Below are 16984 nucleotides of genomic sequence, written 5' to 3'. Positions count from 1 at the left end.
TTGGATTATAATGTTAATAAAGGAGGCGTGCATTATGATTCGGGTTTTATTTGTTTGTACAGGAAATACGTGCAGAAGCCCAATGGCAGAGGCAATTTTGAAGAGCAAGAACATTCCGGGCATCGAGGTCAAATCTGCAGGAATTTATGCAGCCGCTGGGCAAAACGCTTCTTTGCATGCCAGGAGTATACTGGAAAAGAATTCTATCCCTCATGTCCATGCATCGACACCTCTCACGGATCGCGAGGTGGAATGGGCTACCCATATCCTGACCATGACGGAAGGCCATAAATCGATGATAATGGCTTCCTATCCAACTGCGATTGAAAAAACTTTTACCTTAAAAGAATTTATTTCTGCCGATATAACTGATAGGGATATTTCAGACCCGTTTGGAGGGTCTGAGAAAATATATGATCAAACCTTTCGAGAGATTTCTGATTTAATAGAGCGGCTGGTCAAAAAGATCACATCGTAAGGGACGGTTTTTAGGGGGAATCGGAATGGCTGAAAAAAAGAGGTATAAGTTCGGTTTGAGGAAAAAACTGATCGTTTTTATCACTGTACTGGCACTCATCACATATTCGACAAGCTTTTTTTGTATCTATGTCGTGTATCCCATGTTTTTTAAAGGGGTGAATGAATTTATATTTACGAGTGTCACCCTGTTGCTCGGGATTATCTGGTCCGCCATTCTCACGTTCTTTGCGGCAGGTTTTATCATAAAACCGTTACAGAAGCTGGAGTCAGTTGCCTTGAAGGCCGCCCTCGGAGACATTGGAATGGACGCCGAAGTGACAAAATCGGATGATGAAATCCGTTCACTTGGAGTAGCCTTTAATCATATGCTCTTTAACTTAAGGGAAATGGTACAAAGCAATGAAGAGAATTTCCGTGAGACCAACGAAAAAGTGATCTCCATCTCGGGGGCTTCGCGTGAGGCGGCACAGCAAGCAGCAAGCATTGCGGGAACAGTGCAAGAAATATCGCTAGGTGCTGATAACTCCGCAGTTTCGATCCAGAATACCGCTGAATCGGTGGAGGATGTAATCCTGATCGCAAAGGAAGTCCAGAATAAAGCGAATGCCTCCTCGGATATTTCCCATGATATGGTCGCGGAACTGCAAAAGAGCAAGGAAGTAATCAATTCATTAGTGGATGGCATCCAGCAGCTTGCGCAGGAAAACCAGGATTCGCTCAAGGCTGTGAGACGGCTGGAGGAAAATGCGGAAAAAGTGGAACAAATCATTCAACTGGTGGGTGATATTGCAGCCCAGACAAACCTGCTTGCGCTCAATGCTTCGATTGAAGCCGCCCGTGCAGGAGAGCATGGCAGAGGGTTTGCCGTGGTTGCAGAGGAAGTCCGGCTCCTTGCGGATGAAAGTGCAAAGGCGGTTCAGGGCATTTCTTCGCTGATCCAGAATATCCAGTCTGATGTCCAGGGGGTGGTCAAGCAAATCAGCGAACAGGTGACTACCGCAAATAAAGAAGCCCAAAAAGGAACCGAAACAAACCAGACAATAGAGGAAATGACCCGAACCGTCCATAAAGTCGCAGCTGCTGTAGAGGATATAACCGGTTTGGTCGACAGGCAAATGGACAGTATCCAGGAAACTTCCCGCCAATCCCAGGAAGTCGCCGCCATTGCGGAGCAAACCTCGGCGGGGGCAGAAGAGGTTACGGCATCTACACAGGACCAAACGATGAGCATCGAAAATGTGGAAAAACTTGCAGAGCAATTAAAAGCCCAGGCGGAACAATTAAGGCAAACCATCACTCGTTTCCAATTGTAAAAGCAGGTCAAGGTTTCAGGGTTTTTTCCTGAAGCTTTTTTTATTGGATCACTTTTTAGGGCATTAACAAACGATTGCAAAACAAGACTTAAACAATGTCAGATTCTTTATCTTTTATCCTTTTTGTGACACAATAAAAGAAAAACACAAAGAGACAGGCTAGAAAAGTCGTCGATTGGCGAGCCTTTGTAAAGGTGAAAACAAAGGCGCAGTCAGGCCCGCAGGACGAGGAAGGCTTCGGCAGCATTACTTCGCACGAAACAAAGCGTCAGCTTTTTGAGATGCGGGGTCACATAGAAGAAATAGGGGCAAGGCGCATCAGTCTGTGTTCTGATTCATGCAGATTAGAAAGTTAAATCCTTTTATCTGCCAACAAAGAGGAGAGTATAGTAGATATGAAAGTAGCCATTGCATCCGATCACGGCGGCATTAATATCCGCGAAGAAATCAAAAGCCTGATGAATGAACTTGGGATTGAATTTGAAGACTTTGGCTGCGAGTGTGACACTTCGGTGGATTATCCGGATTATGCACTGCCTGTAGCCGAAAAAGTGGCGAACGGTGAATTTGACAGAGGAATCCTGGTTTGCGGGACGGGAATCGGGATGTCCATTGCAGCCAATAAGGTTAAAGGGATTCGCTGTGCACTTGTCCATGATGTATTTAGTGCTAAAGTGACGAGACAGCATAATGACAGCAATATATTGGCTATGGGTGAACGCGTCATAGGACCTGGCCTGGCCAGGGAAATTGCGAAGGCCTGGCTGACTTCTGAATTCGAGGCTGGCCGGCATGCGAACCGAATCGGCAAAATATCCGACTATGAAGAGAAAAACCGGTAATTGACGAAAGGGCGGAGTTTTTACTATGGAGAGCAAAACAACGCTACCGAATAAACTGGCACAATGGAAAAGTGAGCTCCATACCGTTTTGCAAGATTTACAGAACGAAGCCCGTTTGGATGCCAGGAAGTTGCTTGTGGTTGGCTGCAGTACGAGTGAAGTGGCGGGAAAACGCATTGGTACGGATGGCACCATTGAAATAGCCGAAATGATATTCGGGGAATTCGATGCTTTTCAAAAAGAGACAGGTGTGGAGATCGCTTTTCAGTGCTGTGAGCATGTAAACAGGGCGCTTGTACTGCCCCGCCATGTGGCTGAAAACCGCGGGTATGAGGAAGTTTCGGTTGTTCCCGTCCGCACAGCAGGCGGAGCAATGGCGGCTTTTGCATATAACCATCTCAAAGAGGCTGTAGTAGTCGAACATATCAAAGCCGATGCAGGGATTGACATAGGCGATACCTTTATAGGGATGCATCTGAAGCATGTGGCTGTCCCTGTAAGGGGTAGCATCAAAGAGGTAGGACATGCCCATGTGACAATGGCAAAGACGCGTCCAAAGTTGATTGGCGGCGAAAGGGCTGTATATGTGAAACGGACGGAAAATGAAAGCTGTTCATAATGGCCCTCTTTATTAGAGGGTTTTTGTTTTAGGGCTAAGGGTAGGTGAAAACAGAATGATCAATCAAGAATTCATTCGATAACCGAACAATTGTATAGCTTTTTTCTTTAATGTTCGAAAAAGTGCAAGAACCTACTACCGCTGTCAAATCTAACGTGTTAAAATAAAAAAGGAATTTTCGGAAAATGCTTGGCCGTTATTTTTCTATATGAAGAGGTTTTTACATATAGTCTGCAATTGAACGATAACCCGGAGGAGGATTTCCATGAACCGATTAGCGAAACAGGATGAACAAGTATTTAAGGCCATTCAGAAAGAATTGGGCCGTCAACGAAGCAAGATTGAGCTGATTGCTTCTGAAAACTTTGTGAGTGAAGCCGTCATGGAGGCACAAGGATCTGTATTGACGAACAAGTATGCGGAAGGATATCCCGGCAAGCGGTACTATGGCGGATGTGAGTATGTTGACGTAGTAGAAGATTTGGCAAGGGACCGGGCAAAGCAGATTTTCGGTGCGGAACATGCCAATGTTCAGCCTCATTCAGGTGCGCAGGCCAATATGGCGGTTTATTTTACAATTCTTGAGCCGGGTGATACGGTTCTTGGGATGAATCTTTCGCATGGCGGCCATTTAACCCACGGCAGCCCGGTTAACTTCAGCGGCGTTCAATATAACTTCGTCGAATATGGCGTTGATGAGGAAAATCAATTAATCAACTATGACGATGTACTGGAAAAAGCCCGTCAGCATAAGCCGAAATTGATTGTGGCCGGTGCAAGCGCGTATCCGCGCGTCATCGATTTTAAACGCTTCAGGGAAATCGCCGACGAGGTGGGAGCTTACTTAATGGTGGATATGGCCCACATCGCAGGGCTCGTTGCGGCAGGACTTCATCCAAGCCCGGTACCGTATGCCGATTTCGTTACGACAACCACACATAAAACACTTCGCGGGCCGCGCGGCGGCATGATTCTTTGTAAAGAAGAATTTGCAAAGAAAATTGATAAATCGATCTTCCCTGGCATCCAGGGCGGGCCGCTCATGCATGTCATCGCAGCCAAAGCTGTCGCATTCGGCGAAGCGCTTCAGGATGATTTTACAAAGTATTCACAGCAGATCATCGACAATGCCCAGCGGCTGGCTGCAGCATTAAAGAAGGAAGGACTGGACCTTGTTTCCGGCGGTACGGATAACCACTTGTTGTTACTGGATCTACGTTCTATCAACCTCACTGGAAAGATTGCTGAAAAAGCATTGGATGATATCGGGATCACCGTTAATAAAAATACGATTCCTTTCGATCCGGAAAGCCCGTTTGTAACAAGCGGCATCCGTATCGGCACTGCAGCCGTCACATCACGGGGCTTTGGGCCTTCAGATATGGATGAGATTGCATCCATTATCGGCCTGGTTTTAAAAAATCATGAAGATGAAGCAAAACTGGAAGAAGCAAAACAGCGTGTCACGGCTCTTTCAGGTAAATATGAATTGTATCCAACGTACTAAATCTGAGCCGTCCTCCTCACGGGGGACGGTTTTTCCGTCTCTCATTTTTTGGTTGTCCCGCATTTTGCCTCTCTTTGTTGAAGTATGAAAACTTTTTCTGTAAAATGGGTAGAAGTGACCGACGCACGAGATAAAAATGATTGCGCAAAAAGAGTCATAATATGAAAAAGGAGAGATCCTTCGAATGGCAAAGGTATATGTTTTTGATCACCCATTAATTCAACACAAATTAGCTTACATACGAGATATAAACACAGGAACGAAAGAATTCCGGGAGCTTGTGGACGAAGTTGCCACTTTAATGGCCTTTGAAATAACAAGGGATCTGCCGCTTGAGGAAGTGGAAATCGAAACACCTGTGCAAAAAGCGACAGTAAAAATGCTCTCCGGCAAGAAGCTTGGAGTCGTGCCGATCTTGCGCGCAGGAATTGGGATGGTCGATGGCATCCTGAAGTTGATACCTGCTGCCAAAGTGGGCCATATCGGGCTTTACCGCGATCCGCAAACGTTAAAGCCGGTTGAATATTACGCAAAGCTTCCAAGTGATGTGGAGGAGAGAGAATTCATCGTAGTCGATCCCATGCTGGCAACAGGTGGTTCCGCCATTGAAGCGATCCAATCCATAAAAAAGCGCGGTGCAGTGAATATTAAATTCATGTGCCTGATTGCAGCCCCGGAAGGCGTGGATGCCCTGCAGGCGGCTCATCCGGACGTAGATATCTATATTGCGGCACTTGATGAAAAGCTGAATGACCATGGTTATATCGTCCCTGGCCTTGGCGATGCCGGCGACCGTTTGTTTGGCACAAAATAATCAAAACGGGAAAACGGCAGGCTATTCTTGCAGGTCAAAATATTCGTACGTGAACTCCGTCCTTATTGGGCGGTTTTTTTTATGCAAGAAATGTCGAGCTGCCGATGGAATGAAAGAAAAGGAATCTTAATAAAAGGAAGGGCTAAATAAGTTTAATTTTTCCGTGTAAAGCTGTCTTCCATATATTTTTGGCCCATTCATGTTAAACCCATGTTTCACATGCCTTTCAGCAAAGCTGAAAGGTTGCTCTGACTATATAGCCCCAGCCAAAGCGAGCTTTCTCTGAGCCTATGCAGCCGGAGCTTAAATGAGCTAAAAATAAACCATGCAATTTATCAAGCTTGCTTCTTTAGTCCGACTCAAATAGTTACAAACTTCCTTGTCCATTCGCGAATAGCTTAAGGATGCAGTGAAAACCTATGGAAAAAGAGGGGGCTTTTAGATGATGAAAAAAGTTGTATTGCTATTATCTTTATTATTAGTCATTCCAGAAACGTTTCCGCGATCCGCGATCCGAATCCCCCCGCTGCCGCAAATCTCTCCTGCTGAAACAGCGACAGCGATCGTCACGTTAAAGGAGCAGGCTGATACATCATCCATCCGAAAGCTCTTAGAAAAATACCCGTCTTTAAAAGTGCGCTGTGTGTATCAGCATGCATTATCCGGATTTTCAGTTGCGGGCAAAGTCAAGGAAATGGAGGAATTGAAAAAAGAACGGTTGATCAGCAATGTATCACAGGTATCTTATTATCAGGCAGAAATGGAAGGAAGCATCCCGTTTATCGGTGCTGACAAAATCCGCAACTTGTTTGACGAAAAAAACCAGCGGATAACCGGAAAAGGAATTAAGGTAGGTGTCATTGATACAGGTATCGATTATAATCATCCTGATTTAAGAAGAACTTATCGTTTTGGCCGGGATTTTGTCGATGGAGACCGTGACCCAATGGAAACAAAAGGAAGCGCTGGTTTAGCTACTGTACATGGAACTCATGTGGCAGGAATCATTGCAGCAAATGGGAAAATGAAAGGGGTTGCACCTGAAGCTGAGATTTATGCTTACCGGGCTCTCGGACCTGGCGGTGTCGGCAACACAGAGCAGGTTTTGGCCGCCATAGAAGCCGCGATTGAAGACAAGGTCGATGTCCTGAATCTTTCTTTAGGTAACAATGTCAACGGTCCTGATCTGCCTATCTCCCAGGCGTTGAATAAAGCCGTGGACCAGGGCATCGTTGCCGTTACTTCAAATGGCAACTCCGGACCGGATGTGTGGACGGTCGGTTCCCCGGGAACAGCGGAAAAAGCCATATCCGTAGGTGCATCAACACCGCCGCTTCGCGTTCCTTATTTAGTGGCAGGGCTGGGGGCCCGACGAAAGGAGATCAGGCTGATGCCGCTGCAGGGCGTAGAGGAGTGGAATTTATCATTCTCAGGACTACTTATGTATGGGGGGGTGGGATACAGAAAAGAGTTACATCATGCCAAGGGTAAAATCGTGCTGCTAAAACGCGGCAAACTGACCTTTGATGAAAAGGTGAGAAATGCAGAGAAGGCGGGAGCAAAAGGTGTCATTATCTATAACAACACAAAAGGGGGATTCATTGGTTCCCTGGAAGAACAGAGGAATATTCCTGCGGCTTCCATTGATAAAGCGGCAGGAGAACGATTAAAACAAACACTCCTTATTGGGGGAAATGGAGATGTCCGTTTTCTATATAAGAAGGAAGAAGACAAACTGGCGGATTTCAGTTCAAGAGGGCCTGTAACCGTGACATGGGGAATAAAACCGGATATCCTCGCACCGGGAGTGGCTATTAAAAGCACAATTCCTTCCGGATATCTTGCTTTACAGGGGACAAGCATGGCCGCCCCGCATGTAGCAGGGGCAAGCGCACTTATTTTGCAGGCGCATCCGGACTGGTCTCCTGGGCAGGTCAAATCGGCCTTGATGTCCACATCGAAACCACTGGTAAATGAAAACAGGCAGCCGTATCGGACATATGAGCAGGGAGCGGGGAGGCTGCAAATCGATAAGGCAGTGAAAGCAGATACTATACTGGTTCCTGGATCCTTATCTTTCGGTATGTATGAAAACAAGGAAGGTATTGATGAGCATCTCGAAAAGGTCACGGTCGGAAACGAGGGTAAAACCATAAAGCATTATTCGTTTACCTTTCCTAAAAGGGAGCAAGGGATTACCTGGAAATTCCCTTCCTCGTTTACAGTAAAACCAGGGGAACAAAAACAAATTACCATCGGCCTGCAGGTGAGTCCGAATGAAATGGAAAAAGGGATTTATGACGGATACCTAACCTTGCTCGAAGGCACGAACAGGATTAGCCTGCCGTTTTTATATGTAAAAGAAGAACCGAATTACCCAAGGGTCATGGGGTTCGACTTCGGAGAGGGAGATAAAGAAGGCACTTACAGGTATGAGATGTATTTGCCGCGGGGCGCTGAGGAATTCGGCATCGCTTTATATAATGAAGACAACCTGCAATTTGCCGGCTTCATGGACTGGGGAAGGAATAACCCGGGAGGAATGGTGAAAAAAGATATTCCCAGAGAAAAACTCCCGCCTAAAGGAATATATAAAGCGATTGTTTTTGCCAAAAAGTCCGGAAAAGAAGACAGGATTGATGCAATGATTCAAATTGAATAATTTTAAACTTTGTGACATTTCCCGTGTCAATCATTATTTAACGAACTAAATGTGAACATTTAGTTAACATTTCAAACCTGTGACAATTTTCACTAAGCGTTTCGTTGACATTAATAGTAGCCTATTGTATGCTAACTAAGGGTATAAATGAGAGGGTTTACAAAAGATTCTGTGCAATTTATTTTCCCACTTTTGCACAATGGAAATATTATATCCGTCTACTAATCAACCGCGAGGATGCACACTATGCGTCAACACAATCGCTACCCCTTTAAAGCGATGGCTTTAATGTCTGCCGTTCTATCACAATTGGCCGGATCCATATTATTCGGCATCTTTGTTGGAAGATGGCTTGACGGAAAGCTGGGCGCTGCTCCGCTGTTTTTGGTGGTTGGTCTTCTTTTAGGACTTGCTGCAGGCATCTTTGCGATGCTGCGTACAGTCCGACGATATTTTTCAGGAGAATAAAATCTATAATGCCAGAATTACAATCTATGTTTAAGAGGCAACGGACATACATAATGTTCCTCTTGGTCCTCTATGTATTAGGAGCCGGATTTACTCCGTATTACACCATTTTCATGGGCCTGATACTCGGCACAGGCTTCAGCCTGTTCAATCTCTGGTCATTGGTCCGGAAAAACCGGAAGTTTTCCGAAGCGGTAGCTGCTAACGAGAAAGCGAAATCGCTTGGCACGTTAACCAGGATCGCAATTGGGGCACTGGCTGCCGTAGTTGCGCTCAGGTATCCGGAACACTTTCATGTCGTAAGTATGGTTATTGGATTAATGACGGCATATGTGGTCATTATAATAGATTTTTTTATCCAAAATTTACGTCGAGAGAAAAAAGAGAGGTGAATAACTGATGAATCATGGGGCTCCTATTGTGGAATTTATGGGATTGTACTTCAATCTGGCAAATATCATGATGATCACAATTGCAAGTCTGATAGTCTTCATACTCGCTGTGGTGTCCACACGCCGGCTGGAGTTGAAACCGACTGGGATCCAGAACTTCACGGAATGGGTCATGGATTTTGTGAAAGGGATCATCAACAGCACGATGGACTGGAACACAGGAGGGCGGTTCCTTATATTAGGAATGACTCTGATCATGTATATCTTTGTTTCAAATATGCTCGGTTTGCCTTTCTCAATAATCGTAGGTCACGACCTTTGGTGGAAATCGCCAACTGCCGATCCGGTTATCACAATGACCCTCGCCGTTATGGTAATGGGGCTGACGCACTATTATGGTGTCAAAATGAAGGGTGCAAAGGGTTATGCCAAAGGGTATTTTGAACCGATGGGTTTCATGTTCCCCTTAAAGATTGTCGAAGAGTTTGCAAACACCCTTACATTGGGCCTGCGGCTTTACGGTAACATTTATGCAGGTGAGATTCTATTAGGTTTGCTAGCGGGACTTGCCACCAGCGGCTATGCCAATGGTTTTGGCAGCGGGATAGCGGGCACGCTCGGGGCAATTGTGCCAATGCTTGCATGGCAAGGCTTCAGTGTCTTTGTAGGAACAATCCAAGCTTTCATTTTCACAATGTTAACAATGGTTTTTATATCACATAAAGTGAGCCAAGACCATTAATTATAAAATTTGTTCATTATTGAACAGGAATTATAAAAAAATCATCTTTCTCAAGGAGGAAAATTAATCATGACAGGTTCTATTGGTCTTCTAGCGGCAGCGATCGCAGTTGGTTTGGGTGCACTTGGTGCAGGTATCGGTAACGGTCTTATTGTTGGGCGTACAATCGAAGGGATGGCTCGCCAGCCAGAAGCTGCAGGCAGACTTCAAACAACAATGTTCATCGGGGTTGCGTTAGTTGAGGCCCTTCCAATCATTGGGGTAGTTATCGGATTTATCGTTTTAGGCCGATAAGGATAAGAGACATACGCAGGTAATGGCGAAGTTGCTTCGATGAGGACCTTCGCCATTCCTTTATGTCCACAATCAGTATATTATATGCATTTTAAACAATAGAAATCCCTTTTCAAATTTGCCAATTTGAAAATTACAGGCTTATATAGTCAAACTTTGAAGGGAGTGAACCCTAGCGTGTTAACAAGCGGATATGTATTAGGGGCAGCTGCTGAAGGCGGTCTTCACTTTAATGGTGGGGATATCATTTTCCAGCTCGTCATGTTCATTATTTTGTTAGCTTTGGTTAAGAAATTTGCATGGGGTCCGTTAATGGGCATCATGAAAGAGCGTGAGCAGTTAATCGCAAATGAAATCAGTGCCGCAGAAGCAAGCCGTGCAGAGGCCGGCAAGCTTTTGGAGGAACAACGGGAACTACTGAAAACGTCACGTACCGAAGCAGGGCAACTGATTGAAAATGCGAAGAAGCAGGGTGAAGCTCAGCGTGAAGATATCATTTCGGCTGCACGTGCTGAGGCTGAGCGGTTGAAAGAGTCAGCAAAGCGTGAGATCGTCCAGGAGAAGGAAAAAGCTGTCGCGGCTCTTCGCGATCAAGTGTCATCCCTTTCTGTATTGATTGCATCGAAGGTAATCGAGAAAGAACTTTCCGAGGCAGATCAGGAAAAACTGATCAATGAGTATCTTCAAGAGGCAGGAGAAGAGCGATGAGCGATATTTCTGTGGCAAAGCGTTATGCCGTAGCTCTTTTCGAAATTGCCAAAGAGCAAAATCTCTTGGAATCGTTCGAAGAAGAACTTCGCACGGTTCGGGAAGTGTTTATGAATAATAAGCAGCTCCTGGCATTCCTTCAGCATCCTAAAGTTACTCCGGCATCCAAGAAGAAGTTCGTCGAAGAAGCTTTTGAAGGTCTTTCAACGCAGGTGAAAAACACATTGCTGCTGATGGTTGACCGTCAACGCTCAGATGTGATTTCCCAGATGGCTGTTGATTTCATTGAACTTGCAAATGATGAAAGGTCAGTAGCCGAAGCGCTGGTGTATTCCGTGCGTCCGCTGACTGACACAGAGCGTGAATCCGTTTCATCAGCATTTGCAGCTAAAATAGGCAAGAAAACATTAAGAATTGAAAATATAGTAGACCGCAGTATCCTGGGCGGAATTAAGCTTCGCATCGGCAACCGTATCTATGACGGGAGCGTAAGCGGCAAGCTTGAGCGCCTTGAAAAGGAACTGTTAGGTTAACATTCTTTAGACAGGGGTGAAATTCATGAGCATCAAAGCTGAAGAAATCAGTGCACTGATTAAAAAACAGATTGAAAATTATCAGTCGGAAATTCAAGTAAGCGATGTGGGTACCGTAATCGTAGTCGGGGACGGGATCGCACGCGTTCATGGTTTAGATAATGTCATGGCTGGAGAGCTCGTCGAATTCTCTAATGGTGTCATGGGGATGGCGCAAAACCTTGAAGAGAACAATGTTGGTATTGTCATTCTTGGGCCTTATTCAGACATCCGTGAAGGCAGCGAGGTTCGCCGTACAGGACGCATCATGGAGGTTCCAGTAGGCGAAGAATTAATCGGACGTGTAGTAAACCCGCTTGGACAGCCTGTTGACGGACTTGGTCCGATCAATACTACAAAAACCCGTCCTATCGAAAGCCCTGCAACTGGCGTTATGGACCGTAAATCTGTTCATGAGCCATTGCAAACAGGTATTAAGGCGATCGATGCCTTAGTTCCAATTGGCCGCGGCCAGCGTGAATTAATTATCGGTGACCGCCAAACTGGTAAAACATCGGTGGCAATCGATACAATCCTTAACCAGGCAGACCAAAACATGATCTGTATTTATGTTGCGATCGGCCAAAAAGAATCTACGGTTCGCGGAACTGTAGAAACCCTACGTAAGCATGGTGCGCTTGATTACACAATCGTTGTAACGGCTTCTGCTTCACAGCCGGCACCTCTTCTATATCTAGCTCCTTATGCTGGTGTTACTATGGGTGAAGAATTCATGTTCAATGGCAAGCACGTTCTGGTTGTTTATGATGATTTGTCTAAACAAGCATCCGCATACCGTGAACTTTCCCTATTGCTTCGCCGTCCACCAGGCCGTGAAGCATTCCCAGGTGATGTATTCTACTTGCACTCACGTTTATTAGAGCGTGCAGCCAAGCTTAATGACACTCACGGTGCAGGTTCCATAACAGCACTGCCGTTCGTTGAAACTCAAGCTGGCGATATTTCCGCTTATATTCCAACAAACGTTATTTCCATCACAGATGGGCAAATATTCTTGCAGTCTGACTTGTTCTTCTCAGGGGTCCGCCCTGCGATCAACGCTGGTCTCTCTGTTTCACGTGTAGGTGGTTCCGCACAAATCAAGGCGATGAAAAAGGTTGCAGGTACTTTGCGTCTCGACCTTGCTTCATTCCGTGAATTGGAAGCTTTCGCTCAGTTTGGTTCCGATCTTGATAAGTCTACCCAAGCGAAGCTTGCCCGTGGTGCGCGTACAGTTGAAGTACTGAAGCAGGACTTGAACAAGCCGATTAAAGTCGAAAAGCAGGTTATGATTCTTTTCGCGTTGACACGCGGACATTTAGATAGTATTCCTGTTGGGGATATCGGGCGTTTCGAAGACGAATTCCTTAGCTGGTTAGATCGTAACCACCAGCAAGTTTTGGACCACATCCGTACAACTGGCGATCTGCCTAAAGAAGATGAAATTGTTGCTGCGATTAACGAATTTAAAAAGTCATTCGTTATCTCTGAATAATCGGTCTAAAATTTGTAAAAGGGTGGTGAGAATGAATGGCATCATTACGTGATATAAAAAGCCGTATAACTTCGACGAAAAAAACGAGCCAGATTACAAAAGCGATGCAGATGGTCTCCGCATCCAAATGGAGCCGTGCTGAAGGGAATGCAAAAGCATTTGTCCCGTACATGGAGAAAATCCAGGAAGTTGTCGCCAGTATCGCTTCGGGGAGTAAGAACTCTTCACATCCGATGCTGGTATCCCGTCCTGTAAAGAAGACAGGCTACCTGGTAATCACTTCGGATCGTGGCTTGGCTGGGGCTTATAACAGCAGCGTCCTTCGTCACACATTGCAAACAATAAACAGTCGACATAAATCACAGGATGAGTACGCAATCATCGCCATCGGAAGAGTAGGACGTGATTTCTTTGTAAACCGGAACATGAATGTTGCGCTTGAAATCGTTGGTCTGTCTGACCAGCCTTCATTCTCTGACATCAGTGATCTTGCAAAGTCTGCAGTCGGATTGTTCTCACAAGGAACATATGATGAACTTTACATGTATTACAATCACTATGTCAGTGCCATTCAGCAGGATGTTACAGAAACGAAATTGCTTCCACTAACGGATATCCAGCCTTCCGGAAAGCTGACTTCTTATGAATTTGAGCCGTCAGCCGAGGAAATTTTGGAAGTCCTTCTTCCTCAATATGCGGAAAGCCTGATTTACGGGGCATTATTGGATGGAAAAGCAAGCGAACATGCAGCCCGCATGACTGCGATGAAAAATGCAACAGATAATGCGGCTGAGCTGATTGACAGTCTTTCTCTTGTATATAACCGAGCCAGACAGGCCGCTATTACACAGGAGATTACAGAGATTGTCGGCGGTGCGGCTGCACTGGAATAGAACGATAATTTATGGCCGTCGGGGAGCCTGTACGAAATGGCATCCCGCAGCCTTTTTATAGGCCTTTTTACAAGTAATGTTAGGAGGGAACAAGATGAATAAAGGACGCATTATCCAAGTTATGGGTCCGGTTGTTGACGTCAAGTTCGAAAGCGGTCAACTTCCAAGAATCCATAATGCGTTAAGAATAGATTTTCCTGAGTCTGGCGACAGCTTAACTCTTGAAGTAGCCCTTCACTTGGGCGATGATTCAGTGCGTACGGTTGCCATGTCTTCCACTGATGGATTGACTCGCGGTGCCGAAGTGTCTGACACAGGCGCACCAATTTCAGTACCGGTCGGGGATGCGACTCTTGGCCGTGTTTTCAACGTTTTAGGTGAAAATATTGACCTTGATGAAGCTCTTGCCGCTGATGTACGACGTGATCCAATCCACAGGCAGGCGCCAACTTTTGAAAATCTTTCTACAGAAGTAGAAATTCTTGAAACTGGCATCAAGGTAGTAGACCTGCTTGCTCCATATATCAAAGGTGGAAAAATCGGCCTATTCGGTGGTGCGGGTGTTGGTAAAACGGTACTAATTCAAGAGCTTATCAACAACATTGCTCAAGAACACGGTGGTATTTCCGTATTCGCAGGTGTTGGGGAACGTACTCGTGAAGGAAATGACCTTTATCATGAAATGACTGATTCCGGTGTTATCAAGAAAACTGCCATGGTATTCGGGCAAATGAATGAGCCGCCTGGAGCACGTATGCGTGTGGCCTTGACTGGTTTGACAATGGCAGAATATTTCCGTGATGAGCAGGGACAAGACGTGTTGTTCTTCATCGATAACATCTTCCGTTTCACACAAGCAGGTTCCGAGGTTTCTGCCCTTCTAGGCCGTATGCCTTCAGCGGTAGGTTACCAGCCGACACTTGCTACAGAAATGGGACAACTACAAGAGCGTATTACATCTACTAACGTAGGTTCCGTAACTTCTATCCAGGCGATTTATGTTCCTGCCGATGACTATACTGACCCGGCTCCTGCTACGACATTCGCTCACTTGGACGCAACGACAAACCTTGAGCGTAAGCTTTCTGAAATGGGTATCTATCCGGCGGTTGATCCGCTTGCTTCAACATCACGTGCATTGTCTCCTGAAATTGTCGGTGAAGAGCATTATAATGTTGCCCGCCAAGTTCAACAGACTTTGCAGCGTTACAAAGAACTTCAAGATATCATCGCAATCCTTGGTATGGATGAACTTAGTGATGAAGATAAGCTTGTCGTTGGACGCGCACGCCGTATTCAATTCTTCTTATCACAAAACTTCCACGTAGCTGAACAGTTTACAGGTCAGAAAGGTTCTTACGTGCCTGTCAAGGAAACTGTCAAAGGTTTCAAGGAAATTCTCGATGGTAAGCATGATGATCTTCCTGAAGATGCATTCCGCCTTGTAGGAAGAATTGAAGAAGTCGTTGAAAATGCAAAACAAATGGCGTAAGGAAGGGACCAAGGAGGGTATTTAAATGAAGACCGTTAAAGTCAGTATTGTTACTCCCGATGGCCCAGTATATGATGCTGAAGTCGAAATGGTAAGCACAAAAGCAAAAAGCGGGGAGCTTGGTATTTTACCCGGACATATTCCGCTGGTTGCTCCATTAGAGATTGCTGCCGTCCGTTTGAAAAATGGCGGACAAACCGAATATATCGCAGTCAACGGAGGCTTTCTTGAAGTACGCCCTGATGTCGTGACTATTCTTGCCCAATCAGCTGAACAGGCAGAAAGCATCGACTTAGCGCGTGCTCAGGCGGCCAAAGCCCGTGCTGAAAAACGGTTGCAGGATAAACAAGACAATATTGATGCGACAAGGGCCGAACTGGCTTTACAACGAGCCGTCAACCGCATCGCAATAGCAGAAAAGAAATACTAATAATGAGCACTATCCATGTTATGGATAGTGCTTTTTTGCTGTTTTTGTGTTTTGATAATTTGGAACCATTTTGGAACTTCTAAGCGGGAAGAGAAATATTATGAAATTATTTACATATTATCTAATGTTAAGAAAGGCTGAACTTCCTAAGAATTTCTACCTTTTATTCTCACGGAATGTTATAATGTATACGTTTACAAACCTATTTTTTCCAAGAAAACTATTGCGGGCCGGCAAAGAACAAACGTAGATTTTGATGTCAAAAACCAGGCAGGGAGGTTGCCCATGGAGGATTTGAATATTTATCAGAATAATTATCTGATAGTATTTGTGTTTCTCTGTTTAGGTGTACTTTTGCCGATAATATCTCTTTTTATTGGCAAACTGCTTCGTCCGTACAAACCGATAGAGGCGAAGTATACCACTTACGAGAGCGGTATGGAACCCTTCCATGATTCAAGGGTCCAGTTCAATGTCCGCTACTATATTTTCGGGCTTATGTTTGTCATCTTTGATGTAGAAACGGTGTTTTTGTATCCATGGGCAGTAGCCTATGAGAAGCTTGGGATTTTTGCGTTGATCGAGATGCTGATATTTGTATTCATGCTATTGATCGGACTGGTCTACGCATGGAGGAAGAAGGTGTTAAAATGGACTTAACATTAGAAGGGGTATCGCCATCAGAAATGGAAGAATTGCGTCGGAGTGTTTTCTTATCAACCCTCGAGCAGGTAAAGGGGTGGGCTCGGAGCAACTCCTTGTGGCCAATGACATTTGGACTGGCCTGTTGTGCAATTGAAATGATGGGAGTCGGTTCTTCACATTATGACTTAGATCGTTTTGGTTCATTTTTTCGTACTTCTCCAAGGCAGTCTGACGTTATGATCGTTTCAGGAACTGTCACCAAAAAAATGGCACCTATCTTAAGGCGATTGTATGATCAAATGCCTGAACCCAAGTGGGTGATTGCCATGGGGTCCTGTGCTACTGCCGGCGGACCGTATGTAAAATCTTACTCGGTGGTGAAAGGCGTGGACCAAATTGTTCCCGTAGATGTATACATACCTGGGTGCCCGCCAAATCCGGCCGCCCTAATTTACGGCATAAATAAATTGAGAGAGAAAATCCGCCATGAAGCAAAAACCGGGAAGAAGGTGATGTAGTCATGGACGGTGAAAAAAGCCTGGAAGAATTAAAAACAGAAGCTGCCGCCAAAGCAAAAGCAGCCGCGCTGGCGAGGAAACAGGCGAAGGAGCAAAGC

19 protein-coding genes are annotated in these 16984 nt (G+C 45.4%); all 19 read left to right on the top strand.

The window, feature by feature from the left end; all coding sequences use genetic code 11:
• Nucleotides 1–31: 31 nt before the first annotated feature.
• The 19 genes from D0466_RS14225 (at nucleotide 32) to D0466_RS14135 (ending at nucleotide 16886) form a co-directional block, all read left to right on the top strand.
• The gene (locus D0466_RS14225) at nucleotides 32–478 is read left to right on the top strand and encodes a low molecular weight protein arginine phosphatase (protein WP_117323413.1); all 447 of its coding nucleotides are present in this window, start codon (nucleotides 32–34) and stop codon (nucleotides 476–478) included.
• Between the two features lie 25 nt (nucleotides 479–503).
• Nucleotides 504–1793 (top strand): methyl-accepting chemotaxis protein, encoded by a 1290-nt coding sequence (locus D0466_RS14220; protein WP_117323229.1) that lies wholly within the window; start codon nucleotides 504–506, stop codon nucleotides 1791–1793.
• Nucleotides 1794–2188: 395 nt separating this feature from the next.
• Nucleotides 2189–2635 carry a ribose 5-phosphate isomerase B gene (rpiB, locus tag D0466_RS14215; RefSeq protein ID WP_117323228.1) on the top strand — a complete coding sequence of 149 codons (447 nt, stop codon included), beginning with the start codon at nucleotides 2189–2191 and terminating at the stop codon, nucleotides 2633–2635.
• A gap of 25 nt (nucleotides 2636–2660) precedes the next feature.
• Nucleotides 2661–3254, top strand: coding sequence for a TIGR01440 family protein (locus D0466_RS14210; RefSeq protein ID WP_117323227.1), 594 nt, complete (start codon nucleotides 2661–2663; stop codon nucleotides 3252–3254).
• A gap of 265 nt (nucleotides 3255–3519) precedes the next feature.
• Entirely contained in the window at nucleotides 3520–4761 is a 1242-nt protein-coding gene (gene glyA / locus D0466_RS14205) for a serine hydroxymethyltransferase (protein WP_117323226.1), read from the top strand.
• A gap of 184 nt (nucleotides 4762–4945) precedes the next feature.
• Nucleotides 4946–5575, top strand: coding sequence for a uracil phosphoribosyltransferase (gene upp, locus D0466_RS14200; protein ID WP_117323225.1), 630 nt, complete (start codon nucleotides 4946–4948; stop codon nucleotides 5573–5575).
• Between the two features lie 442 nt (nucleotides 5576–6017).
• Nucleotides 6018–8237: a S8 family serine peptidase gene (locus D0466_RS14195; RefSeq protein WP_325048728.1), complete on the top strand. Its 2220-nt coding sequence runs from the start codon at nucleotides 6018–6020 to the stop codon at nucleotides 8235–8237.
• A gap of 246 nt (nucleotides 8238–8483) precedes the next feature.
• On the top strand, nucleotides 8484–8705 hold the full coding sequence (locus D0466_RS14190) for an AtpZ/AtpI family protein (protein ID WP_117323224.1): 222 nt from the start codon (nucleotides 8484–8486) through the stop codon (nucleotides 8703–8705).
• 8 nt (nucleotides 8706–8713) lie between these two features.
• A complete protein-coding gene (locus tag D0466_RS14185; protein ID WP_117323223.1) occupies nucleotides 8714–9097 on the top strand; it encodes an ATP synthase subunit I in 384 nt (127 codons plus the stop codon).
• Nucleotides 9098–9104: 7 nt separating this feature from the next.
• On the top strand, nucleotides 9105–9839 hold the full coding sequence (atpB, locus tag D0466_RS14180) for a F0F1 ATP synthase subunit A (protein WP_117323222.1): 735 nt from the start codon (nucleotides 9105–9107) through the stop codon (nucleotides 9837–9839).
• 69 nt (nucleotides 9840–9908) lie between these two features.
• Nucleotides 9909–10133, top strand: coding sequence for a F0F1 ATP synthase subunit C (gene atpE, locus D0466_RS14175; protein ID WP_117323221.1), 225 nt, complete (start codon nucleotides 9909–9911; stop codon nucleotides 10131–10133).
• Between the two features lie 177 nt (nucleotides 10134–10310).
• The gene (atpF, locus tag D0466_RS14170) at nucleotides 10311–10841 is read left to right on the top strand and encodes a F0F1 ATP synthase subunit B (RefSeq protein ID WP_117323220.1); all 531 of its coding nucleotides are present in this window, start codon (nucleotides 10311–10313) and stop codon (nucleotides 10839–10841) included.
• Complete coding sequence (locus D0466_RS14165) at nucleotides 10838–11374, top strand: F0F1 ATP synthase subunit delta (RefSeq protein WP_117323219.1); 537 nt, start codon at nucleotides 10838–10840, stop codon at nucleotides 11372–11374. Before atpF ends, D0466_RS14165 begins: the two co-directional genes overlap by 4 nt.
• Before the next feature lie 25 nt (nucleotides 11375–11399).
• Entirely contained in the window at nucleotides 11400–12908 is a 1509-nt protein-coding gene (gene atpA, locus D0466_RS14160; RefSeq protein ID WP_117323218.1) for a F0F1 ATP synthase subunit alpha, read from the top strand.
• A gap of 35 nt (nucleotides 12909–12943) precedes the next feature.
• Nucleotides 12944–13801 (top strand): F0F1 ATP synthase subunit gamma, encoded by an 858-nt coding sequence (locus tag D0466_RS14155; RefSeq protein ID WP_117323217.1) that lies wholly within the window; start codon nucleotides 12944–12946, stop codon nucleotides 13799–13801.
• A gap of 94 nt (nucleotides 13802–13895) precedes the next feature.
• Nucleotides 13896–15293: a F0F1 ATP synthase subunit beta gene (gene atpD, locus D0466_RS14150; RefSeq protein WP_117323216.1), complete on the top strand. Its 1398-nt coding sequence runs from the start codon at nucleotides 13896–13898 to the stop codon at nucleotides 15291–15293.
• Nucleotides 15294–15318: 25 nt separating this feature from the next.
• On the top strand, nucleotides 15319–15723 hold the full coding sequence (locus D0466_RS14145) for a F0F1 ATP synthase subunit epsilon (RefSeq protein ID WP_117323215.1): 405 nt from the start codon (nucleotides 15319–15321) through the stop codon (nucleotides 15721–15723).
• 285 nt (nucleotides 15724–16008) lie between these two features.
• A complete protein-coding gene (locus D0466_RS14140) occupies nucleotides 16009–16383 on the top strand; it encodes an NADH-quinone oxidoreductase subunit A (RefSeq protein WP_117323214.1) in 375 nt (124 codons plus the stop codon).
• On the top strand, nucleotides 16374–16886 hold the full coding sequence (locus tag D0466_RS14135; protein ID WP_117323213.1) for a NuoB/complex I 20 kDa subunit family protein: 513 nt from the start codon (nucleotides 16374–16376) through the stop codon (nucleotides 16884–16886). Before D0466_RS14140 ends, D0466_RS14135 begins: the two co-directional genes overlap by 10 nt.
• The last annotated feature ends 98 nt before the right edge of the window (nucleotides 16887–16984 follow it).

The organism is Peribacillus glennii, from assembly GCF_003429105.1.
Taxonomy (GTDB): domain Bacteria; phylum Bacillota; class Bacilli; order Bacillales; family DSM-1321; genus Peribacillus; species Peribacillus glennii.
Note: the sequence above shows the minus strand (reverse complement) of the source record. Positions and strands in the feature narration are given on the sequence as shown.